We start from the raw sequence: 22,346 nt of genomic DNA on the forward strand, positions 1-22,346 counted from the left end.
ATGATGTTGATTAGTATGATAGCGGCGATGGCCAAAAATAGAATCATCGGCAAAGAGAATCAGATGCCGTGGCATCTCCCTGCTGATTTTTCTTGGTTTAAAAGTTGTACTATGGGTAAACCCGTGGTAATGGGACGTAAGACGTTTGAGTCGATTGGTCGGCCACTACCGGGGCGCAAAAATATCGTCATCAGTCGAGATACCGCGTTGTCTATTGAGGGTGTCTGTACGGTAAATTCGATTGAAGCCGCGCTAACCGAAGCGGGTGACAGCGAGGAAGTGATGATCATTGGCGGAGGTTCGATTTACGCAGAATGCTTGCCAAAGGCTGATAGACTCTACCTCACTTTTATCGATGCGAACGTGGATGGTGATACCCAATTTCCCGAGTGGGGGAAGGGCTGGTATGAAAGCCATCGCGAGCATTATTCAATGGATGAGAAAAACCGCTTCGCGATGGATTTTGTTATTTTAGAGAAAGATAATTGCTAGTTTGCTAGTTTGCTAGTTTGCTAGTTTGCTAGTTTGCTAGTTTGCTAGTTTGCTAGTTTGCTAGTTTGCTAGTGCCTTCTGACTAAACACTTGTTTGTCTTCCCAACGGATCATGGTCAGGCTGCCATTCCATACGCAGCCTGTATCTAACCCAATCACCTCTTGACTAAAATAGCCCTGCAAAGCGGCCCAGTGGCCAAATAATACCGGTTTCTCTAGGGAAACACGCTGTGGCAGTTTAAACCAAGGTACCAGCAATGCCTCGTTCACTTCGCTGGGCGGGAGCTTGCAGTCCATGTCCAAGCGGCTATCAAGAAAGCAAAAACGCATGCGAGTAAAACTGTTGATGGTGTAGCGATAGCGATCCAAGCCAGTCAGCGTTGGACTCCAGAGATCTGGTGTATTGCTGTACATGTTCTCGATCAGCCAAGGCATTTGTTCACTTTGTAACACGGCTTCGACTTCGCGTGCACATTGGCGAGCAGTAACCAGATCCCATTGTGGTGAAATGCCCGCATGGCACAGTACAAACTCATCGTGTTCAAGCAACAGTGGCTGTTGTCGCAGCCAATTGAGCAGCCCATCACGATCGCTTGCGTCAAGAATCGCGGTCGTTTGATCCTTTTCTTTGTTTTTGCGCACGCCTAAAGCGACAGCCAAAAGGTGAAGATCGTGGTTGCCCAGCACAATCCGTGCACTATCACCTAGTGACTTGGCAAAGCGCAGGGTTTGCAACGATTTTGGCCCACGAGCGACCAAATCACCGGCAAACCATAGCGTGTCTCGCTGCGCTGAAAACTGCACTTGTTCTAACAGCAGGGTTAATTCATCAAAGCAGCCTTGAATATCACCCACAATATAATTTGCCAAAACGCCTCCAAAAAATCAGTTCAACAGGTTAGGTACCGCCAGACGAAATGGCTCAATTTCCACAGTAAACTCATTGCCTTGCGAGTCGCGCATCATGTATTGCCCCTGCATTGCGCCAACAGGAGTATCAAGCCCTGTACCACTGCTATAGGTATATTCATCGCCAGCATCGATGTAAGGTTGCTGGCCAACGACACCATCACCTTCGACGGTGATCTGCTTCCCATTTGCATCGGTAATGAGCCAACGCCGACTGATCAACTGGACCGTTTCTTGGCTGAGATTTTTGATGGTAATGATGTAGGCAAAGATGTAGCGTCCTAACTCTGGGTTAGATTGCGCTTCGATGTACTTAGTTTGCACCTGAATTTTGATGCAGGGTAGGGAGACATCCATGTTCACTCCTTCTCAGAGAGTCAAAATGAGATGCGAGCCAAAGGGCTCGCATCGTGTCATCGTATTACTGATGGTTTGCATCTAACCAGTTTGCCATCGCAACGAATTGCTGCAAGGTAAGATTTTCTGGGCGTAACCCGGGGTTTATCCCCAGTTCTTCCATCACTTCTTCACTGAGAAGACCTTTGTAGCAATTGCGGATGGTCTTACGTCTTTGGTTGAAGCCCTCACGGCATACACGCTCAAGCCATTCCAAGCTGGTTGCTGGATGTGGCAAGGTTTCGTAAGGCACCAAACGCACTACGGCAGAATCTACTTTCGGTGGTGGAACAAACGCCGTTGGCGGCACTTCCAATACAGGAACGACTTTACAGAAGTACTGTGCCATTACGGTCAAGCGGCCATAAGCTTTGCTGCCTGGGCCAGCTGCTAGGCGGTTGACCACTTCTTTTTGCAGCATAAAGTGCATGTCTTGGATATCTTTATGAAACTCAAAAAGATGGAACATCAGTGGTGTTGAGATGTTGTACGGCAAGTTGCCGAAAATGCGCAGTTTGTTGTTTGGCTTCACCAATTGAGTGAAGTCGAAACGCATCGCATCGCCTTCGTGGATGGTGAGCTTGTCAGCCAGCTCAGGATGGTTGCGTAAACGCTCAGCCAAATCGCGGTCCAGTTCGATTACGGTGAACTTATCGACTTCTCGGCCAACAGGCTCAGTGATCGCCCCAAGACCTGGGCCGATTTCCACCAGATTTTGCCCCGGTTTCGGATTAATCGCTGAAACGATGCCATCAATAATGTATGGATCGTTCAGGAAGTTTTGACCAAAACGTTTACGCGCTTTGTGCCCTAGATGGACATCATTTCTCATTGTTTCTTCTCTACCAGTTCTATCGCATGCGCGAGTGCTGTCTGAAAGCTCCCTGTATCGGCTTGGCCCGTTCCGGCCAGATCGAGTGCAGTACCGTGATCCACCGATGTTCTTATAAAGGGTAGACCAAGAGTAATGTTCACTGAACGACCAAAGCCTTTGTATTTGAGCACAGGCAGCACTTGGTCGTGATACATGCCTAAGACAGCATCCGCATCGTCTAAATATTTTTCATTAAAAATGGTATCGGCTGGCAATGGGCCGACCAAATGAATGCCTTTTTCACGACGAATTTTTTCCAGCGTCGGCGTGATGGTTTCGATCTCTTCTCGGCCAAGGCAGCCATCTTCACCAGCATGCGGATTGAGCCCACAAACATAGATCTTTGGCTCTGCGATGGCAAATTTTTCCACCAAATCCCGATGCAGGATATCGATGATTTTTTCCAGGCGATCTTCCGTGACGGCTTTTGACACATAGGCCAAAGGAATGTGCGTGGTGACCAGCGCCACACGCAGCCCTTCGGTCGCCAACATCATGACAACTAACGGGGTGTTGGATTTTTCAGCGAAGAATTCAGTGTGGCCGCTAAAGGCGACGCCAGCACGATTAATCACCCCCTTGTGAACAGGGCCGGTGACAATAGCATCAAATTCGTCATTCATACAGCCCAAAGCAGCTCTTTCTAGTGTTTTTAACACATAGTGGCCGTTGCTTTCGTTTAACTGTCCGGCGATACACGGCGCGTTCATGGCAATGTGATCGACCAGCAGCGAGCCCGCTTTTTGTGGCTGCGGCGCGCTCTCTGCTAGGTAGTCGTGCAGTTCAACCTCGATGCCGAGCTGTTCGGCGCGCTGCGTAAGTAACGATTTATCGGCGCACACCACCAGTTGGTGATCCCAATCTTGTTTGGAAAGTGCCAACACCAGATCTGGGCCAATTCCCGCAGGCTCTCCGGCGGTGACGACGATACGTTTAACTGTCATGCTCTTCGTCCTTGACGATTTCAACAAAGGCACCTGCTCGCAACTCTTGCATCCAAGCGCCCGCTTCTTCGTTAAATTTACGATTAAACAAAATACGGTAAGCTTTGTTTTTCATCGCCGAATCGGTGCGATCCACTTCGCGGCGATCCAGCACTTCGACAATGTGCCAGCCGTGCACGGTTTGGAAAGGTTCGCTGATTTTACCGACCGGAAGCGTTTCGACCTGATGCTTAAATTCAGGGACATACAGATCGGGGGTTTGATAGCCCAACTCACCATTTTGCGCCGCTGAGCCCGGGTCTTGGCTGTATTGCTGCGCTAACTCAGCAAAGCTGGCTTCACCGGCTTTGATGCGACGGATGAACTCGCTTAGTTCTCGTTTCGCCCCGTCATCGCTGAGAATCACGGTTGGTTTCAGTAGGATATGACGCGCATTCACTTCGGTTACGGCGATGGTTTCTAATCCTTTGATATCTTGAATCTTTAGGATATGAAAACCGACACCACTGCGAAATGGGCCAATAATGCTGCCTTTGTTTTGCATCTTGATTTGATCGGCAAAGATGGTTGGCATCTCTTCTTTACGCATCCAGCCCCAATCGCCGCCTTGCAACGCTTTCGGACCCTTGGAGTAGGTGTAGGCCATGGTACTGAAATCCGCGCCGTTATTGAGTTTTTCAACGATCGCTTTGGCTTGAGCCTCGACAGCGGATTTGTCTTGGTTATCGGAAAAGCGTAGTTGGATGTGACCCAGTTTGTATTGCACGGTAGCACTGGTTTCTTGCGCGAGCATCTCGGATAAGCTGTCGACTTCGGCCGGCAATATGTTAATGCGGCGACGCACTAGAGCGTTGCGCGCTTCAGACGCGGCAATTTCTTTGCGGATTTGCTCGCGAAATTCAGCGTAGCTTAATCCTTCGCTGGTGATGGAGGCAGAGAGTTCGGCCACCGTCTGCTGGTTATTAGCGGCAATCTCACCGATGGCTTGATTGAGACGATTGTCGTCAATTCGTACGCCGATGCGGTCCGCTTCTTGGGTTTGTAGTGTGTCGAGGATCAGCTTTTCGACGATTTGCTCATGTAGCACTTCGGCTGAAGGTAAGGCTTGGCCATTTTTCTTGGCGTTGGCCCGTAAGGTCTTCATCGCAGCGTCAATGTCGCTTTGTAAAATCACACCGTTATTGACAATGACGGCAACCTTATCAAGTTCTACAGGAGCGGCCAATGCGCTGCCTGACAGCAACAGAGCGAATAAGATTGTTTTCCAGCTTTTCATTTAATAATCCATTGTTGCATCGATTTAACGTCTGACTACTCAGACGTCAGAAATCACTAATTGTTCAAGTAGAAAGGGCGACCATAGACGATGGAATTATCGGCATCTTCCAACTCTTTGGCGGCAGTGTAACTTTTGTTTTTGGTGGCAAAGCCTTGAATGCCGAAGTTAACACTGATATTCGTGTCGTAAACCGGGTCATTGTTGTCACCGCCGACCACGTTGTTTTTCCATTTCACCAACTGGTTGGTGTAAGTAAAGCCGATATACCAACAGTCGGATTGATAACGCAGACTTGCCATCCACTCCAAATCAATCTCTTCGGTCAGGTCGTAATAATATTGGCCACTGGCAGACCAGTTGCGGTTAATTTCATACGAGCCGACCAGACCCGCTTGAGAAATGCCTTTGCGGGTGATGGTGTCGAGATCATCAAAGGAGATGGTGTCTTCGATGTACTCGCGAGTAACGTAACGATAGTTACCTTGGACAAAACCATCTTTGAACTGATATTCCAAAGTACTGTTGGCCAGTTGCATTGAATTGAGGTCGATGTCGTACTGGATCCCGCCGTGATAGAACAGATAGTCGTCGTAGTTAAAATCGGTTTCAATCGCCCATGAAGAGTAGTTCGATGTCTCTTCTTGGTTGCCAGTGAGTTTGGTCTTCTTATCGATGTAGTAGATTTGACCGAAGGAGATATTGAGCCGTTCCTTATACTCATCGTCAAAAAAGCGCGTACTGGCACCATAGCTGAGTTGGTTGGCCGCGGCAACTTTGTCGATGCTACTGTACTTGCGGCTGCGAAATAGCCCATAGTAGTCGGTTTGCAGCAAGGTCGTGTCGTAGTTATAAATATTGTTCTGCTCTTCTTCCGGTACATAAAGGTACTGGATCTGCGGTTCTAGGCTTTGGGTGAAACCGTCAAAAATTTGCGCGTCACGCTGCAAAAAAATCCGCGCGTGGCTACGAACCTCAGGGATAACCCGAGTTACCTGCTCATCCAATTGCGCCTGTAGGCTAGGGTCTTCCAGTTTACTCAGCTCTTGTTGGTAATAAGTGGCTAAGACGCGTGCTTCTGTGGTCCACGATGCCCAACTGGTTGAGAGCGGGATGGTCAAGCCCGGTTCAATGTGCGCGCGAACGGCGTTGGGTTTGGTTTTATCTTGGGTGTTAAAGTGGCTCAATTGGCCTTTCACATCGAAGTTAACATAACGTCCCCACAGCGGCGTGTAGTAGTTAAACTCCAACTGAGGCAGCAAACGATACGGCTTGTTGTTGTCTTCCAATAAGATCTGGAAGTCACGCACTAGAATGGAGGCGTCCCATGAGTTAGCACGGTAAGCCACCTTACCCTCTTGCACTAACTGGCCATCTTCTCGGTTACCAAGATCAGATTTGAGATCGCGGAAATAATCGATGTCGCTGACTTTGGAGTAGTCAAGTTTCACCAACCATTGCTGGTCGATAATGCCATCATGTTTGTATTGGTAGCCCCAACGATCCTCTTCCGCGTATTTTTTATCGCCCGGAAGATACTCGCTTTTGATTTCGCCGCCACCCCATTGACTGGTGAGATAACGAAAATCCGCGTCCAATTTTACTCCGCGCTGTTGCATGTACAGAGTGGTCAGTGTCAGATCATAGTTAGGTGCGATATTCCAGTAGAAAGGAATTTCCGCTTCGACCCCATCGCTTGAACCATAAGAGACGGAGGGAAAAAGAAAGCCAGTTTTGCGTGTATTGCCAATCGGCAAGGTTAAATAAGGCACGTAGAAAATCGGTACATCCATCACTTCAAAGCGTGGATTGTAAAACGTCGCTGTTTCTTCATTTTGGTCAACGTCGATGCTTGATGCAACCAAGCGCCAAGCGTTATCGTCTGCCGGGCAAGAGGTAATCGAACCATCTTGCAGTTGGTATACGGCTTGTCCGGTTTTGGCGATGTATGCGGCTTCACCGCGACCTTGCTGGCAAAGAAACTGGTATTGGGTGTTTTCCAGCGAGAAGGTTTCTTGCGCCATGTTGTTGGTAACGCGGCTAGAGCTGGCTTTTACCTCACCATCGTTAAACGTGACGTTGCCTTCGGCCACGACCACTTGTTCTTGTTGATGCAAGGTGACCGAATCGGCAGTGATTTTTTTCTTGCCTTGAATTACTTCCACATCGCCGGAGTAGACGGCTTTATCGCCGTTAATCGCTTGTAGACGGTCTGAGTGCACCACAATCGGCGCATTGACATCATTTTCTTCTGCGCTGACCAAACATTGATCTATAGTGGGCATTTCCTGCACACTATCACCGAGTGTTGTTTGGGCTTGCGTGTAAGGTACAAACAGGGCGGTACTGATAGAGGCCGCTAAAAAAGTGCGGGAGAAATGTTGCATTGAACGGAACTTTCCTATGTCACTACTGCTCGATGGCTATATGATGGCCAGACCGAAAAAATAATTTCCCTATCATAAAGGAAATCGTGGCATCCAGCACTATATGACCGTCATTGACGGGAAAAATTCAGAGATAGAGAACACATAATGCAGATTTTTGGCAAAATACTTGGCGCCTTTTTTGGTTTTTTATTTGGTGGTGTTTTTGGCGCTCTGTTTGGCCTGTTTCTCGGCCATCAGTTTGATAAAGCGCGTCGCTTAAACCAAGCGGGATTCAAAACCTCCGGCTTTGGACAAGGCCCGAGCCAGACAGAAAGACAGGACGAGTTTTTTAAAGCGGCCTTTGCGGTCATGGGACACGTGGCGAAAGCCAAAGGGCAGGTGACGCGTGAAGAAATTCAACTGGCGACGGCGATGATGGAGCGCATGAGCCTGCACGGCGAGCAGCGCAAAGCGGCGCAAGAAGCCTTTCGTGAAGGAAAAGAGCGTGATTTCCCCTTAGAGCAAGTGTTAGAGCGAGTCCGCATTGCCACTGGCGGGCGTTTTGATTTGTTGCAATTCTTTTTAGAACTGCAGATTTCGGCTGCGTTTGCCGATGGCGATGTCCACCCGAGCGAGCGAGATGTGCTGCATAAAATAGCGCGCGGCTTGGGCTTTTCCTCTGAGCAGCTTGAGCGCCGTTTGCAGATGCAAGAAGCGGCGTTTCGCTTTCAGCGTCAGGGCGGCTTTGGTCAGCAGCAAGGGGGCTCACAGCGCTCTTCGTCCAGTGGTGGCTGGCAACAAGCCTCGCAAACTGATCGATTGGCGGACGCGTATAAAATTTTGGGTGTGGACGCCTCTTCTGATGGCAAAGAGGTAAAGCGAGCCTATCGTAAACTGATGAATGAACACCACCCAGATAAGCTGATGGCCAAAGGTTTGCCACCCGAAATGATGAATATGGCCAAAGAAAAATCGCAAGAGATTCAAAGTGCCTACGATCTGATCAAAAGAGAAAAGGGGTTTAAGTAGCTATTGGTTTTAAGTAGCTATCGTTATTGTAAGTCACTACCGTCTTTTTCAGTAACAAGACAAGGGCTGAATGCGGCCCTTGTGCTTGCTATGCAAATGGCTCCCCTCAGTCTGCCTGATTCAAGCTCCAGTCATAATGGTACTCAACCTTGGCCGAAAAACCGCGATATTGAGGCGCGTAAGTGCCAATGTGTTCAAACAAGTGTGCTTTGCCGCCAAAATCCTCTACAAACCAGTCATAAATGGAAGAAAGTCGCGCCTGATTGCCCTGCATGTCGACGCCTTTCGAGCTATTGATAAATTCTTTTGCCGCCTGTTCAAGTAAGGCGTCACGGTTGCTTGCGGTGAAGGCGTAAGGTTGTAAATTGGGACAGCCTAAGCTGGCGCAGTTCACCGCATAATGGGTGCGAGGATCCTTCCAGATTGGTCGCAAAATTCGATGTTCAATGTCGTTGAGCGACAGCGCCTTGCCGTTGATGGTGATCACTTTGTCATTCCACGGGCCAAAACTGAACAGCCCACCCAGTTTGGTGATCGATTTGACTGGGTAGTGTTGCAAGATAAGGTCGACGGTGATGGCATTGTAGAGATTCACCCAATAGGCGTACTGCTCGGCGCGTTTCAAACGCAGTGGATCTTGCGCCGCCAAATCAGCTAAATATTGCTTGAGTGCCTTTTTATCCGCGTCAGAAACGGCGGCGTAGCGAAACAGGGTGTTTTCCCCTTGGCGCACCAGATAACGGTCGAGCAAGTCCTGCCAAGTTTGGTGGGATATCGCAAGCGTGCTCTGTTCGTCGGATGTCTGCCAATAGGGCCAAAGTTCGGATTTGGGCGCCGCGTAGCTGGCAAAAGAAAAGAACAAAAGCAGTAGCATAAGTGGTCGCATAGTCGGGCTCTTGGCTAGGTCATTTATCGAGATAACGAATAAGACCGCAGTGTGCGACCATCCCTTTCATCGGCTCGAAAACAAAATGGGAATAGCGCGCTATTCCCATGGTTTTACAGCAAGACAATTTCACACTTAGCGTAAAAATGCCGGGATATTGGCTTCATAAGCCGCGATCTTTTGTTCATGTTGCAGAGTGAGGCCGATGTTATCTAGACCATTTAACAAGCAGTGACGACGAAAATCATCGATTTCAAAGGTGTACTCTTTGCCATTAGCTCGCACTTTGAGTGCTTCAAGATCCACCTCAATTTGCGCTCCTTCATTGGCCTCGACAAACTGAAACAGTTCGTCAACTTCTTGTTCCGTCAGACGTACGGGCACCATCTGGTTGTTGATCGAGTTGCCATAGAAAATATCCGCAAAGCTCGGCGCGATCATGGCGCGAATGCCGTAGTCTGCCAGTGCCCATGGCGCGTGTTCGCGTGATGAGCCACAACCAAAGTTTTCACGAGCAAGCAGAATGGACGCCCCTTGGTAGCGCGGCGCATTCATCACAAAGTCAGGGTTGGGCTGCTCGCCTGCATCGTCCAGAAAACGCCAATCGTGAAACAGGTGTTTGCCAAAGCCTAAACGAGAGACTTTCTGCAGAAATTGTTTTGGAATAATGGCATCGGTATCGACGTTGGCCGCATCCAGAGGAACTACCAAACCGGTATGTTGTTTAAAACCTTGCATGTTTGCTTCCTCTTATTTCCAATCTCGAATATCAACAAAATGGCCGGCAATCGCTGCCGCTGCCGCCATGGCTGGGCTCACCAAGTGAGTGCGACCATCACGCCCTTGTCGCCCTTCAAAGTTGCGATTGGACGTAGAAGCGCAGCGCTCTTGCGGCCCTAGACGATCGTTGTTCATCGCCAGACACATTGAGCACCCTGGTAGTCGCCATTCAAAACCCGCTTCTTTGAAAATGACATCCAAACCTTCTGCTTCGGCTTGCGCTTTCACTTGTTCAGAGCCCGGAACGATCAGGGCTTGTACATGTGACGCTACTTTGCGCCCTTTGGCGACACTGGCGGCGGCGCGCATATCTTCAATTCGTGAGTTGGTGCACGAGCCGACAAACACTTTGTCGACTTTATAGTCAGAAAGCGATTTACCCGCTTCGAGGCCCATATAAGCCAGCGCTTTTTCTGCCGAGGCTTTCTCGACCGGGTCGCTGAAGCTTTCAGGTGCAGGAATTGGCTCGTCTACTGCGATCACTTGGCCCGGGTTGGTGCCCCAAGTCACTTGCGGTTTGATCTCCGCTGCGTCGAGTGTGATTACGGCGTCAAAGGTGGCATCTTCATCGGTTTTGAGTGTTTTCCAGTATTCAACCGCAGCATCCCAATCTGCGCCAGTAGGCGCAAACTTGCGACCTTTAACGTATGCAAAGGTGGTTTCATCGGGGGCGATTAAGCCTGCTTTGGCGCCAAGTTCAATCGCCATGTTGCATACGGTCATGCGGCCTTCCATCGATAGGTCAGTAATCGCTTCACCACAGAATTCGACCACATAACCTGTACCGCCAGCGGCGGTGGTTTTGCCGATAATGGCTAACACGATGTCTTTGGCGGTGATGCCTTCGGCCACCTTGCCTTTGACTTCGATTTTCATGGTTTTGGCGCGTGCCTGCTTGAGTGTCTGTGTGGCAAGCACGTGCTCCACTTCTGACGTGCCGATACCAAAGGCGAGCGAGCCAAATGCGCCATGAGTCGCGGTGTGTGAGTCGCCACACACAATCGTCATACCTGGTAACGTGATGCCAAGCTCTGGCCCCATAACATGCACAATGCCTTGATATTTATGGTTTAAGTCATACAGAGTGACACCAAAGTCCTGACAGTTTTTGATCAGCGTTTCCATCTGAATGCGTGCCATCTCGCCGGACGCATTGATGTCTTTGGTGGTGGTAGACACGTTGTGATCCATGGTGGCGAAGGTTTTGCTCACCTGACGCACTTGACGTCCTTTTTCACGCAAACCATCAAAGGCTTGTGGCGAGGTGACTTCGTGAACCAAGTGGCGGTCAATGTACAGGATCGGGGTTTCCCCTGGCGCTGCAACGGCGACATGCGCATCGTAAACTTTTTCGTAGAGTGTTTTGCCCATTGCTCGAACTTCCGTGTTTTTATGAATTTAGAATGTATTGTGCGATCTTATCGCCCATCTCAGAGGTCGTCAGGGCTGGTTTATTGCCCGCCAGATCCGCTGTCAACTCGCCCGCAGCCAGTGCTTGAGAGACCGCGTTTTCGATCTCTTGCGCCGCACTTTCTTCGCCCAAGCTGTATCGCAGCATCAGCGCTGCCGAGAGGATCTGCGCCACTGGGTTAGCGATGTTTTTGCCCGCGATGTCGGGCGCACTGCCGCCGGCGGGCTCGTACAAACCAAACTTACTTTCATTTAGGCTGGCGGACGGCAGCATGCCCATAGAACCGGTGATCATCGCACACTCATCGGAAATGATGTCGCCGAAAATGTTGGAACAGAGCATCACGTCAAATTGCGCGGGATCTTTGATGAGCTGCATGGTCGCGTTGTCGATGTACATATGTGAAAGCTGCACATCTGGGTACTCTTTGGCGATCTCTTCCACTACTTCACGCCACAAAATCGAGCTTTGTAACACGTTGGCTTTGTCAATTGAGCACACTTTTTTACGGCGCAGGCGCGCTGACTCAAAAGCAATTCTTGCGATACGCTCTATTTCAAAACGGTGATAAACCTCGGTATCAAACGCTTTTTCGTTAGCGCCTTCTCCTTCACGGCCTTTGGGTTGACCAAAGTAGATACCGCCAGTGAGTTCGCGCACCACCACAATATCAAAGCCGCGCGCAGAAATATCAGCGCGCAGCGGTGAGAAGTTCTCTAAACCGTTGTGAATTTGCGCGGGACGAAGGTTACAAAACAGTTGGAAGTGTTTACGCAGTGGCAGCAGAGCGCCGCGTTCAGGTTGATCGTTGGGCGGTAGGTGTTCCCATTTCGGACCACCGACTGAACCAAACAGAACCGCATCGCTCTGTTCACAAGCGCTGACAGTGCTTTCTGGCAGCGGGCAACCATGATTATCGATCGCAATCCCGCCGACATCGTGCTCTTCGCGCTCAAAAGTGATGGCATGTTTTTTCTCGATAGCATCCAGCACTTTGTGCGCTTGTGCCATCACTTCTGGGCCGATGCCATCGCCGGGCAAAACGGCGATTTTGTAAGTTTTGTCTGTCATGTTAATCCTTTAGTTTTATTTAATCTTTTTTGAGTTGTGTTTGTCTCAATTCTTTATCTTTGCGCCAGATTGGGCGCAAAGAGCATCAGACGGTGGCAATTTTTTTCTGCTTCAGCTCGGCGATAGTGTCGGCGCGATGAATGCTGTTGATCACGTGCAGCAGAGCTTGTCCAGACGCTTCAACAATATCGGTGGAAACGCCGGTGCCGTGGTATTTTCTGCCTTTGTAGTTGGCGATAATATCCGCTTGGCCTAAACCATCTTCCCCTTCACCTTTGGCGGTCAGATCAAACTTGTCTAGTACGATATCGTAGCCCGTCAAACGGTAGATACACTGGTATAACGCATCAACCGGGCCGTTGCCAACGGCGGCTTCGCATTTTTCTTCCTCGCCGCATTGTAATTTAATGCTGGTGGTCGCCATCACGCTGCCTGATTGAACGCTTAGATAACTCAATTTATAGAAATCGTCTTCTTCACGCAGGTTGGAGAAATGCATCAATGCTTCTAAATCGTAATCAAACACTTGCCCTTTGCGATCGGCAAGTTTTAAGAAATCTTCGTACAAGGCATCCAAATTGTACTCTTCGGCTTTGTAGCCCATCGCATCCATATGGCTCTTCACTGCGGCGCGGCCGCTGCGGCTGGTTAGGTTCAGCGCTTGATTTTTCAGGCCGATCGACTCCGGTGTCATGATTTCGTAGGTGTTTTTGTTCTTTAGCATGCCATCTTGGTGAATGCCGGATGAGTGGCTAAAGGCATTAGCGCCGACAATCGCTTTGTTGGCTTGGATCGGCATGTTGCAAAGCTGGCTGACCAATTTACTGGTGCGATGGATCTCGTCGTGTTTAATGCCCGTGTGCACGCCCAGAAACTCTTGACGGGTTTTGATGATCATGGCGATCTCTTCCAATGCACAGTTTCCTGCACGCTCGCCGATGCCATTGATGGTTCCTTCCACTTGACGTGCACCCGCTTGCACCGCGGCAATCGAGTTGGCAACCGACATGCCCAAGTCATCATGGCAGTGGACTGAAATGATCGCTTTGTCGATGTTGGGCACGCGATTGAACAGCGTTTGAATGATGCCGCCAAACTCGCTTGGCACGGTGTAGCCAACGGTATCGGGAATGTTGATGGTGCGTGCGCCAGCGTTAATGGCTGCCTCGACCATACGGCACAGGTTGTCAATTGGTGTGCGGCCTGCATCTTCACAAGAAAACTCGACATCATCGGTGTAGTTGCGCGCATGTTTGACAGCATGCACAGCCATCTCAACTACATCATCATAACTACGGCGTAGCTTGTCTTGAACGTGAATGGTGGATGTGGAAATAAAGGTGTGAATTCGAAACGCCTCAGCAACTTTTAGCGCTTGCGCTGCGGCGTCAATGTCTTTCTCAACGGCTCGAGAAAGGGCACAAACCCGGCTGTTTTTAATATGTTTTGCGATGGTTTGCACCGATTCAAAATCCCCCGGAGAGGAAACAGGGAAGCCTGCTTCAATCACATCAACGCCCAGCCTTTCCAGCGCGTAGGCAATTTGCAGTTTCTCTTTGACTGTCAAACTCGCTGACAACGCTTGTTCGCCATCACGCAATGTGGTGTCGAAAATTATCACCTGATCGTTCATGTTCGCTTCCTTTTTTCGATAGTTAATCGATTTCTTCCGGTAGATGTTGTGTTTAGATATAAAAAAACCCGCATCTGCGTGCGGGTTTGTTGTCATTCTGTGTGGTTATTTTTCTTCCACAGCCTACCCGCGCGATCTGGTCACGATAAGGAGGAGGTTGAGGAGAGAAAAGTGTGCTGTCATCTTGTTAAGCATTCCACAAAATTAAGTTAACAGATTAGTACCGCACTCGGTGGAGTGCGTCAACCCTAAAGTTGATTTTTTACTCATATCCGATCAGTTCCGCGTCCGCGCGCAAACAGTTTCGCTCGCAAAGAGCGGTGCGGTCTAAAATTCATCACTGATTAAGCGATGAAGAATAATTGTGATATCACTCCAATCGCCACGAGTTATAATTCATCGACGATGAATATGGGAGATAAAACGGGATGACGGAAAAACGCAGAGTAGGGCGACCAAGTAGCAAAACCGATGCGCGTAAAAAGCTAATTGATCATGCGCGGGATCTGTTTGTGGTCATGGCGTACGACAAAGTCTCAACGCGGTTGATTGCGCAAAAAGCGGGGGTCAACAGCGCTTTAATTCGCTACTACTTTGGAAGCAAAGAAGGGTTGTTCGAAACCATGTTAAGAGAGACGTTAGCGCCGATGCAGAAGAAAATGCAGCAGTTGGTTATGGAGAGCACGGAGCGCAATCTGCTCGATATTATGAAAACTTACTATCGAGAAATGGTTAAAATGCCGCAATTTCCGCGTTTGATCGTTCAGGTGATGCACATGCCACCCTCAGACATTCAACGTCGGCTGGTGGAAAAAGTCTTTTTGGACATCACTCAACCGATGCAAGAAATGCTGTTTGGTAAATTGGCCAGCAGCGGTGTGATCAACCCAGAAAGGGATCCGCAACTTTGTCGCATCTCTTACATCAGTCTAATGGTTTTTCCGTTTATTGCGCCTCCGGCGTTGCTTGCTGTGCATGGTGTCGAAATGAATGAAACGTTTCTGGATCGTTTGGTGGAACACAATATTCAAGTGATGAAAAGCGGCTTTTTACGGCCTGAACTGGCTACGGCTCTGTAGAGTCGCAATCTACGTTCTGCTGCATAGTGCGGCCGTGCTTTGTTCACCAAATAGCCAAATTGCCTTCATTGGATTGTCATTAACGTCTTCTAGCTTAACTTTTGTACCCCAAGGTTAATAGGAAGATACTTATGAGGACTCTCGTTTCCCTGAGCCAGCCGATGGAGCGGATCGCGGCGTTGGATTTGGCTTTTTCAAGCCTTTGTCTCAGACATCGCTTTAGCCATCAAGTCGCTACCATTAGTAAAGCGGTGTCGCACAGTGGCGATGGGCACTTGTATTTGGCGTTAGGTTTAGCCGCCTGGTTGATGCAACCTAGCAACGGATGGATGTTCTTGTGCGCCGGGCTGTTGGCTTTTGCCATTGAACTGCCGATCTATTGGTTGCTGAAAAATAGCTTCAAACGGCGTAGACCTGAAGAATACTGCACTTATCTCCCCGCGTTTATTACCCCTTCTGACCGCTACAGCTTGCCTTCTGGGCACACTGCCGCAGGTTTTGTCATGGCAGTGTTAATCGCGCACTTTTATCCTGAGTTGACTTGGTTTACCTTCGGCTGGGCAAGTTTAATTGGCTTGGCACGCATCTTACTTGGGGTGCATTTTCTTACCGACGTGTTGATTGGCGCCGTGCTTGGTAGTGCATGCGCATCCTTTACTTTGTCGCTGCTATTGGGGTAACGCATGAAAATATTGTATGGCGTGCAAGGGACTGGCAATGGTCATATTGCTATAGCGAGGGCGATGGCCAATGCGCTCAAACAACGAGGCGTCGCGGTGGATTTTCTCTTTTCTGGACGCGAAGCGGATCGCTATTTTTCCATGGAGGCATTTGGTGAGTTTCAAACCTACCGTGGTTTGACTTTCGCCACGGAGAAAGGTCGAGTGAGCTATGCAAAAACGGCAATGAATAATAGCCTGCTACAAGTGAAACGTGAAATCGACAGCCTCGATCTCTCTGCCTACGATTTGGTGATCAATGATTTTGAACCCGTGTCGGCGTGGGCGGCAAAAAAACAGCATAAAACCTGTATTAGCATCAGCCACCAAAATGCCTTTCGTTATCCAGTACCTCTGAAAGGAGCAAGTTGGCTAGACAAGCAAGTGTTGCAGTACTTTGCCCCTGCGGATATCCACATTGGCTTGCACTGGTATCACTTTGATCAACCGATTCTGCCGCCAATCGTTAATACCGCGCCGCAGGGCTCGGGCAATCGTAATATCATTTTGGTTTATCTCCCTTTTGAGCAGGTTGAGGACATTTGTGAATTGCTGTGGCGCTTTCAAGGACAAAAGTTTCTCTGCTATCACCCCGACCTCCTAGATACCGAAGTGCTGGAAAATGTCGAACTTCGAGCGCTCAATCATCAGGCTTTTCAGGCTGATTTACATGCTTGTAGCGGTGTGATTGCTAATGGTGGGTTTGAATTGCCATCTGAGGCGCTCTCACTAGGAAAAAAATTGTTGGTCAAACCGCTGCAAGGGCAGTTTGAACAGCAAAGTAATGTGGCCACACTCGAAACCTTGGGATTAGCGTCGGTGATGGATTCACTTGATGCGCGAGTGGTCCGTGCTTGGCTGGAGGAAGCGCATGCAGAAAGTGTCACCTACCCTGATGTGGCTACTGCAATCGCAGACTGGCTTTTGCAAGGTGATTGGAGCTCACAGCAGGAACTCTCGCGACGCCTTTGGGAGCGGGTTGATTTTCCCAGTTACGTGTCAAATCTGTAGTGTACGTATTGACGTGACAATTTATACATTTCTTGGTTGATGTGCTTTGTGAATAATTTGTGTGTTGACATTAGTAACATATACATCCGCTAAATGGGATGTGTGAAGGTAACGACGTTCAGTTTGATAGTTTTTTAGATTTTCATCAAGTATTTGTATTTAAAGTATTTATTTTATTTTTACCTAAAATTTAGTGATTAGTTATCAATCTGATTGCCAACCATTAACGGATTGAATGATAGTAGTTCGGCCCGGAGTTATAAGGGCAATAAATATAATAACTCAGGTTATCTATTCCGATTCCTACATTCATTTAGTTGACCGTTACACAATAAGAGGCAAGTCAGATGTTAGATAAAAAAGAAGCGATCAGCGCTATCGCTAGTTATCGGATGGAAAGTACCCTACGTGGGGTCGATTTGAACCTGTTGACCGTGTTTGATGCCGTGATGCAGGAGCAGAATATTACACGAGCAGCGCACAACTTAGGTATGTCACAACCTGCGGTGAGTAATGCTGTTGCGCGTTTAAAAGTGATGTTTAATGATGAACTTTTTATGCGCCAAGGACGTGGTATTCAGCCAACTCAGCGTGCTCGTCAGCTATTTGGCCCTATCCGTCAAGCACTGCAACTGGTGCGCAATGAACTGCCAAGTTCCGTCTTCCAACCTGAAACGTCTACCCGCATGTTTAAACTGGCGATTTGCAGCCCGTGTGATATGCGTTTCGCGCCAAAAATCATGGCCGATATTCACCATCAGGCACCGAGCGTGCAGTTGCATCTCGATGCAGAGTTTGATCGCAAGTTGTCGGAGCGTATGCGTTATCAAGAGATCGACTTTGTGATCGATTACGCGCGCTTTGATGAACAAGGTTTTTCAAGCACTGAGATCTTCAAAGACCAGTTGGTGGTTGTGGCGTCAAAAGGTCACTCTCGAATTCAAGGTGAAGTGACGGCGGAGCAACTGCAAAGCGAGCGCCATGCCAAGTTATCAAAAACGCACGGACAGAGAAGTTTTTCGGAGCAAGCTTATCGTGAACTGGATGTATCCGCGTATTTTGAAGGCACCAGTTTGAGTAATGTGCTTTACGTGGTCGGTCAGTCTGAATTGGTGACGATTGCACCGCGTTGGATCGTGGAAAATGCGGCGAATCATGACCAACTACAGATTTTGGATCTGCCGTTTGAAAATGGCGAGATCAGCGGTTACCTTAGTTGGCATGAATCGAGCGAAAAAGACAAAGGCCATATTTGGCTGCGCGATTTGTTGATGGTGACCTGTGGTGAAGTGGTTGCTGTGCAATAAAAGACACTTCAGCTTGATGAATTAAGCCCTTGACGCTTTATGCGAAAAGGGCTTTTTTCTTGGTTATCCTTTTTGACAAACTAAGTGATAACGCTCTCTAAAACAGGATAAGTTTGACCCGCATCAGTTGCGTTTTTCTCTTTCATGGCTACACTGTGCCCGCAAATAGAGCTTACAGGTGTAAGCCAAAGGTAGAAGAGATGGCCAATTTAGATTTTCATATTGTAAAACGAATTCGAGAGCAGATAGCTCAAAGGGCAGAGACGACCGCTTTGAAGCATAAAGTGGGTGACGCCTGGCAGGAGATCAGCTGGAAGCAGTTTGGCCAACAAGTGGATGATCTTTCCCTTGCTTTATTAACGCAGGGGCTCAATGTTCAAGACAAAATTGGTATTTTCTCCAACAACATGCCGCAATGGACCATCGCTGACTTTGCTGCGCTGCAATTGCGTTGTGTGACAGTGCCCATCTATCCGACCAATACGGCCGCTCAGGCGGGGTACATTCTGCAAGACGCCGATGTCAAAGTCCTGTTTGTCGGTGAGCAGGCGCAGTTTGATGCGGCAGTGACTCTGTTTGATCAGTGCCCGCAGCTGGAACTGATCGTCGCCATGTCGGATGAGATCGAGCTTGGCGATCACCCTAGCGCCAAACATTGGCAATGCTTTATCGCACAAGCGAACCCAGAGCAGCAAAGCGAACTTTTACAGCGTGTTGAACAGGCCAATTTTGCCGATCTTCTCACCTTAATCTACACCTCCGGGACGACGGGACAGCCCAAAGGGGTGATGCTGGATTACGCCAACATCGCCGCGCAGCTCAAAGGGCACGACCAAGTACTTAGCCTGAGTGAAAAAGACGTTTCCCTCTGCTTCTTGCCACTTTCCCATGTGTTTGAGCGAGCTTGGACGTTTTACGTGCTCTACAAAGGGGCGACCAACTGTTATCTACAAGACACAATGCAAGTGCGTGCAGCACTCGGTGAAATCCGCCCGACGGTGATGTGCGCCGTACCGCGTTTTTACGAGAAGATCTTCTCTGCCATTCATGAAAAAGTTGCCAAAGCCCCTTTGGTAAGAAAAGTGCTGTTCACTTGGGCGGTGAATATGGGGGCGAAAATGGCAGCCTGCCATCAGGAGGGACGCCAGCCTTCACTGTTATTGAAAAAATCGTATGCTTTAGCGGATAAAATCGTACTGTCTAAGTTGCGTGAGTTGCTCGGTGGACGGATCAACTTTATGCCTTGTGGTGGCGCTAAACTGGATGAAACCATTGGCCGCTTTTTTCATGCGATAGGCATTAACGTCAAGCTGGGCTACGGTATGACAGAAACCACCGCCACGGTCTCTTGTTGGGGAGATAATGGGTTCAACCCCGATTCGATCGGTATTTCGATGCCGGGCGCGCAAGTGAAAATTGGTGAGAACAACGAAATTCTGGTGCGCGGTCCGATGGTGATGCGTGGCTACTACAAAATGGCGGAAGAGACCACCAAGAGCTTCGATGAGCACGGTTTCTTGAAAACTGGCGATGCCGGGCATATTGATGAATATGGCAACCTGTTTATTACAGATCGCATCAAAGAGCTGATGAAAACCTCGGGCGGTAAATATATCGCGCCGCAGATGATCGAAGGGACGATCGGTAAAGATCACTTTATCGAACAGATCGCGGTGATTGCCGACACGCGTAAATTTGTTTCCGCTTTGATCGTGCCATGTTTTGACGCGCTGGAAGAGTACGCTAAAGAGTTGAATATCAAGTATCACGATCGCTTAGAGCTGATTAAGCATCACCAAGTGGTGGAGATGTTTGAAAAGCGGGTTAATGAGCTACAAAAAGAGCTGGCCAAATTTGAGCAAGTGAAAGCGTTCAAATTGCTGCCTAAAGCATTCTCAATGGACGATGGTGAGTTGACGCCAACGCAAAAACTGCGTCGTAAAGTGATTAACGATAAATATCAGGATGAGATTGAAGAAATGTATTCGGATAAAGGCAAAAAATAACGCCTTGTTACCCGTTTGATTGTTCAAAGCGCATTGACCGCCTTGTTGGCTTTTCGGCAAACAAGGCGGTTTTTTTATCTGCGCATTTTTGCCCATAGTTAACCCTGTTACGAGAGCAGGCGTTGGATTATTCATCCTTAATTGCGGTTATCTTGATGTTTTATTCCACAGAGTGGCGAAGAAGTAACATCAATTTCTTATTAACCTCTAAAACTTAGCATCTTGTTTAAAATTCGATCCAAGTCGCATTAGATCTCCTGATAAGAAAAGGTTACATTTGTTGCGTTACCTTGCTCTTTGTTATGACAAAGGCGGGACATAGCTGAAATTGGAAATATTTCGAATTAGGCTACAAATAAGCCCTAGACTATGTAAAACCAGCACAATTGATTGACCTTATTAGTTGCATGCTGGCAAGGAGAAACGATATGACAGCGATGTTGTCTGGCGCAGAGATGGTGGTGCAATCTCTGATCGAAGAAAACGTAGAACAGATCTTTGGTTACCCCGGTGGTTCCGTACTGGATATCTACGATGCACTGCATGCTAAAACCGAACAAATTCGTCACGTATTAGTACGACACGAGCAAGCCGCAACGCATATGGCGGATGGTTATGCCAGAGCCACAGGTAAGCCGGGCGTGGTCCTGGTTTGTTCTGGACCCGGTGCGACTAACACAGTGACAGGCATCGCCACGGCCTACATGGATTCCATTCCGATGATCGTCATTTCTGGTAACGTGCCTAATAGCCTAATTGGCAATGACGCGTTTCAAGAGTGCGACATCGTCGGTGTATCACGACCTATCGTTAAACACAGTTTTCTTGTCAAACGCGCGCAAGACATTCCAGAAACGATCAAAAAAGCCTTCTTTATTGCCACCACAGGCCGACCTGGCCCGGTGGTGATTGATCTGCCCAAGGATGTAATGAATCCGCTGGTGAAATTGCCGTACGAATACCCCAAAACCATCAGTATGCGTTCGTATAAGCCAACCACTGAGGGTCACAAAGGGCAGATCAAAAAGGCGCTCAAAGCGTTGCTCGAAGCCAAAAAGCCGGTGTTGTACATCGGTGGCGGTGCCATCATCTCGGGCGCGCACCAGCCAATTCTCAAACTGGCCGAGCATTTAAATCTGCCGGTTGTTAGTACCTTGATGGGCTTGGGGGCTTTCCCCGGGACTCACAAAAACGCCCTCGGCATGCTTGGCATGCACGGTAAGTATGAAGCCAATATGGCAATGCATCACGCGGACCTGATCTTCGGGATCGGGGTTCGTTTTGATGATCGTACGACCAATAATCTGGAAAAATACTGTCCGAACGCCAAGATCATGCATATCGATATCGATCCATCGTCGATTTCGAAAAACGTCAAAGTTGATCTGCCGATCGTCGGTTCTGCTGAGAAAGTGCTCGACACCATGGTTGGTTTGATGGAAGAGCAGGGTGCGAGCAACGATAGCGCTGCGTTAGACGCTTGGTGGCAAGAGATCCAAGTGTGGCAGGATCGCCAGTGTCTTGCTTATGATACTTCCTCAGAGCGGATCAAACCGCAGCAAGTGATTGAGACCTTGCACAAACTGACCAATGGAGACGCGTACGTCGCATCGGATGTCGGTCAGCATCAAATGTTTGCCGCGCTCTACTATCCGTTCAACAAGCCGCGTCGCTGGATCAATTCCGGTGGCCTTGGCACCATGGGTTTTGGTTTGCCGGCGGGTATGGGAGTGAAATTTGCCATGCCAGAAGAAGAAGTGGTGGTGGTGACGGGCGACGGCAGTATTCAGATGAATATTCAAGAGCTATCCACGGCGATGCAATACGATATTCCAGTTAAAATCATTAACTTGAATAATCGTTTTCTTGGCATGGTTAAGCAGTGGCAAGACATTATCTATCAGGGACGTCACTCGAATTCCTACATGAGTTCGGTGCCGAATTTTGTGGCTATCGCTGAAGCGTATGGGCATGTGGGTATCCGCATTGAAACGCCGGACCAACTAGAGTCTGGTCTTCGTAAAGCACTGGAGATGAAAGATCGTTTGGTCTTTGTCGATATCAGTGTGGATGAAACGGAGCACGTATACCCAATGCAGATCAAAGGCGAAGGGATGGACAAAATGTGGCTAAGCAAAACGGAGAGAACCTGAT

19 protein-coding genes are annotated in these 22,346 nt (G+C 48.7%); 8 read left to right on the forward strand and 11 right to left on the reverse strand.

Annotation, left to right across the window (positions count from 1 at the left end; all coding sequences use genetic code 11):
• Positions 1 to 3: 3 nt before the first annotated feature.
• On the forward strand, positions 4 to 492 hold the full coding sequence (gene folA, locus EWA64_RS10765) for a type 3 dihydrofolate reductase (RefSeq protein WP_061895272.1): 489 nt from the start codon (positions 4 to 6) through the stop codon (positions 490 to 492).
• A gap of 60 nt (positions 493 to 552) precedes the next feature.
• Here folA and apaH read toward each other — a convergent pair whose 3' ends face one another.
• From apaH to lptD, 6 genes are all read right to left on the reverse strand, one after another.
• Complete coding sequence (gene apaH / locus EWA64_RS10770; RefSeq protein ID WP_061895271.1) at positions 553 to 1,362, reverse strand: bis(5'-nucleosyl)-tetraphosphatase (symmetrical) ApaH; 810 nt, start codon at positions 1,360 to 1,362, stop codon at positions 553 to 555.
• Positions 1,363 to 1,377: 15 nt separating this feature from the next.
• The gene (gene apaG / locus EWA64_RS10775; protein ID WP_061895270.1) at positions 1,378 to 1,758 is read right to left on the reverse strand and encodes a Co2+/Mg2+ efflux facilitator ApaG/CorD; all 381 of its coding nucleotides are present in this window, start codon (positions 1,756 to 1,758) and stop codon (positions 1,378 to 1,380) included.
• 64 nt (positions 1,759 to 1,822) lie between these two features.
• Positions 1,823 to 2,629, reverse strand: coding sequence for a 16S rRNA (adenine(1518)-N(6)/adenine(1519)-N(6))-dimethyltransferase RsmA (rsmA, locus tag EWA64_RS10780; RefSeq protein WP_039423558.1), 807 nt, complete (start codon positions 2,627 to 2,629; stop codon positions 1,823 to 1,825).
• On the reverse strand, positions 2,626 to 3,615 hold the full coding sequence (gene pdxA, locus EWA64_RS10785; protein WP_061895269.1) for a 4-hydroxythreonine-4-phosphate dehydrogenase PdxA: 990 nt from the start codon (positions 3,613 to 3,615) through the stop codon (positions 2,626 to 2,628). The genes rsmA and pdxA overlap by 4 nt, the downstream gene beginning before the upstream one ends.
• Positions 3,605 to 4,891: a peptidylprolyl isomerase SurA gene (gene surA / locus EWA64_RS10790; protein ID WP_061895268.1), complete on the reverse strand. Its 1,287-nt coding sequence runs from the start codon at positions 4,889 to 4,891 to the stop codon at positions 3,605 to 3,607. The genes pdxA and surA overlap by 11 nt, the downstream gene beginning before the upstream one ends.
• A 56-nt stretch (positions 4,892 to 4,947) precedes the next feature.
• Complete coding sequence (gene lptD, locus EWA64_RS10795; protein ID WP_061895267.1) at positions 4,948 to 7,278, reverse strand: LPS assembly protein LptD; 2,331 nt, start codon at positions 7,276 to 7,278, stop codon at positions 4,948 to 4,950.
• A 147-nt stretch (positions 7,279 to 7,425) separates the two neighbouring features.
• On the opposite strand from lptD, the gene djlA reads away from it, so the two are divergent.
• Positions 7,426 to 8,289: a co-chaperone DjlA gene (djlA, locus tag EWA64_RS10800; RefSeq protein ID WP_061895266.1), complete on the forward strand. Its 864-nt coding sequence runs from the start codon at positions 7,426 to 7,428 to the stop codon at positions 8,287 to 8,289.
• Positions 8,290 to 8,395: 106 nt separating this feature from the next.
• Here the strand turns inward: djlA and EWA64_RS10805 are convergent, their stop codons facing one another.
• From EWA64_RS10805 to leuA, 5 genes are all read right to left on the reverse strand, one after another.
• Entirely contained in the window at positions 8,396 to 9,175 is a 780-nt protein-coding gene (locus EWA64_RS10805) for a DUF547 domain-containing protein (RefSeq protein WP_061895265.1), read from the reverse strand.
• 135 nt (positions 9,176 to 9,310) lie between these two features.
• Complete coding sequence (gene leuD / locus EWA64_RS10810) at positions 9,311 to 9,913, reverse strand: 3-isopropylmalate dehydratase small subunit (RefSeq protein ID WP_039423581.1); 603 nt, start codon at positions 9,911 to 9,913, stop codon at positions 9,311 to 9,313.
• Between the two features lie 12 nt (positions 9,914 to 9,925).
• On the reverse strand, positions 9,926 to 11,326 hold the full coding sequence (gene leuC / locus EWA64_RS10815; RefSeq protein WP_061895264.1) for a 3-isopropylmalate dehydratase large subunit: 1,401 nt from the start codon (positions 11,324 to 11,326) through the stop codon (positions 9,926 to 9,928).
• A gap of 19 nt (positions 11,327 to 11,345) precedes the next feature.
• Positions 11,346 to 12,437 carry a 3-isopropylmalate dehydrogenase gene (gene leuB, locus EWA64_RS10820; RefSeq protein ID WP_369435794.1) on the reverse strand — a complete coding sequence of 364 codons (1,092 nt, stop codon included), beginning with the start codon at positions 12,435 to 12,437 and terminating at the stop codon, positions 11,346 to 11,348.
• 85 nt (positions 12,438 to 12,522) lie between these two features.
• A complete protein-coding gene (leuA, locus tag EWA64_RS10825; RefSeq protein WP_061895263.1) occupies positions 12,523 to 14,070 on the reverse strand; it encodes a 2-isopropylmalate synthase in 1,548 nt (515 codons plus the stop codon).
• 428 nt (positions 14,071 to 14,498) lie between these two features.
• Between leuA and EWA64_RS10830 the strand changes: the two genes are divergently transcribed.
• The 6 genes from EWA64_RS10830 to EWA64_RS10855 all read left to right on the forward strand — a co-directional run bounded on the left by EWA64_RS10830 (position 14,499) and on the right by EWA64_RS10855 (position 22,345).
• A complete protein-coding gene (locus tag EWA64_RS10830) occupies positions 14,499 to 15,149 on the forward strand; it encodes a TetR/AcrR family transcriptional regulator (RefSeq protein WP_039441044.1) in 651 nt (216 codons plus the stop codon).
• Between the two features lie 131 nt (positions 15,150 to 15,280).
• Positions 15,281 to 15,829: a phosphatase PAP2 family protein gene (locus EWA64_RS10835; RefSeq protein WP_061895262.1), complete on the forward strand. Its 549-nt coding sequence runs from the start codon at positions 15,281 to 15,283 to the stop codon at positions 15,827 to 15,829.
• 3 nt (positions 15,830 to 15,832) lie between these two features.
• Complete coding sequence (locus tag EWA64_RS10840; RefSeq protein WP_061895261.1) at positions 15,833 to 16,879, forward strand: MJ1255/VC2487 family glycosyltransferase; 1,047 nt, start codon at positions 15,833 to 15,835, stop codon at positions 16,877 to 16,879.
• A gap of 347 nt (positions 16,880 to 17,226) precedes the next feature.
• Positions 17,227 to 18,186 (forward strand): transcriptional regulator LeuO, encoded by a 960-nt coding sequence (gene leuO, locus EWA64_RS10845; RefSeq protein WP_061895260.1) that lies wholly within the window; start codon positions 17,227 to 17,229, stop codon positions 18,184 to 18,186.
• A gap of 200 nt (positions 18,187 to 18,386) precedes the next feature.
• Entirely contained in the window at positions 18,387 to 20,192 is a 1,806-nt protein-coding gene (locus EWA64_RS10850; RefSeq protein WP_061895259.1) for an AMP-dependent synthetase/ligase, read from the forward strand.
• 428 nt (positions 20,193 to 20,620) lie between these two features.
• On the forward strand, positions 20,621 to 22,345 hold the full coding sequence (locus tag EWA64_RS10855) for an acetolactate synthase 3 large subunit (RefSeq protein ID WP_061895258.1): 1,725 nt from the start codon (positions 20,621 to 20,623) through the stop codon (positions 22,343 to 22,345).
• The last annotated feature ends 1 nt before the right edge of the window (position 22,346 follow it).

The sequence above is a fragment of the Vibrio cidicii genome (assembly GCF_009665415.1).
Classification (GTDB): Bacteria; Pseudomonadota; Gammaproteobacteria; order Enterobacterales; family Vibrionaceae; genus Vibrio; species Vibrio cidicii.

Excerpts from the sequence above, each read along its gene's own strand:
- folA (WP_061895272.1), top strand. The coding sequence starts at position 4 with ATGTTGATTAGTATGATAGCGGCGATGGCCAAAAATAGAATCATCGGC.
- apaG (WP_061895270.1), bottom strand. The coding sequence starts at position 1,758 with ATGGATGTCTCCCTACCCTGCATCAAAATTCAGGTGCAAACTAAGTAC.
- rsmA (WP_039423558.1), bottom strand. The coding sequence starts at position 2,629 with ATGAGAAATGATGTCCATCTAGGGCACAAAGCGCGTAAACGTTTTGGT.
- pdxA (WP_061895269.1), bottom strand. The coding sequence starts at position 3,615 with ATGACAGTTAAACGTATCGTCGTCACCGCCGGAGAGCCTGCGGGAATT.
- surA (WP_061895268.1), bottom strand. The coding sequence starts at position 4,891 with ATGAAAAGCTGGAAAACAATCTTATTCGCTCTGTTGCTGTCAGGCAGC.
- lptD (WP_061895267.1), bottom strand. The coding sequence starts at position 7,278 with ATGCAACATTTCTCCCGCACTTTTTTAGCGGCCTCTATCAGTACCGCC.
- djlA (WP_061895266.1), top strand. The coding sequence starts at position 7,426 with ATGCAGATTTTTGGCAAAATACTTGGCGCCTTTTTTGGTTTTTTATTT.
- EWA64_RS10805 (WP_061895265.1), bottom strand. The coding sequence starts at position 9,175 with ATGCGACCACTTATGCTACTGCTTTTGTTCTTTTCTTTTGCCAGCTAC.
- leuD (WP_039423581.1), bottom strand. The coding sequence starts at position 9,913 with ATGCAAGGTTTTAAACAACATACCGGTTTGGTAGTTCCTCTGGATGCG.
- leuC (WP_061895264.1), bottom strand. The coding sequence starts at position 11,326 with ATGGGCAAAACACTCTACGAAAAAGTTTACGATGCGCATGTCGCCGTT.
- leuB (WP_369435794.1), bottom strand. The coding sequence starts at position 12,437 with ATGACAGACAAAACTTACAAAATCGCCGTTTTGCCCGGCGATGGCATC.
- leuA (WP_061895263.1), bottom strand. The coding sequence starts at position 14,070 with ATGAACGATCAGGTGATAATTTTCGACACCACATTGCGTGATGGCGAA.
- EWA64_RS10830 (WP_039441044.1), top strand. The coding sequence starts at position 14,499 with ATGACGGAAAAACGCAGAGTAGGGCGACCAAGTAGCAAAACCGATGCG.
- EWA64_RS10835 (WP_061895262.1), top strand. The coding sequence starts at position 15,281 with ATGAGGACTCTCGTTTCCCTGAGCCAGCCGATGGAGCGGATCGCGGCG.
- EWA64_RS10840 (WP_061895261.1), top strand. The coding sequence starts at position 15,833 with ATGAAAATATTGTATGGCGTGCAAGGGACTGGCAATGGTCATATTGCT.
- leuO (WP_061895260.1), top strand. The coding sequence starts at position 17,227 with ATGTTAGATAAAAAAGAAGCGATCAGCGCTATCGCTAGTTATCGGATG.
- EWA64_RS10850 (WP_061895259.1), top strand. The coding sequence starts at position 18,387 with ATGGCCAATTTAGATTTTCATATTGTAAAACGAATTCGAGAGCAGATA.
- EWA64_RS10855 (WP_061895258.1), top strand. The coding sequence starts at position 20,621 with ATGACAGCGATGTTGTCTGGCGCAGAGATGGTGGTGCAATCTCTGATC.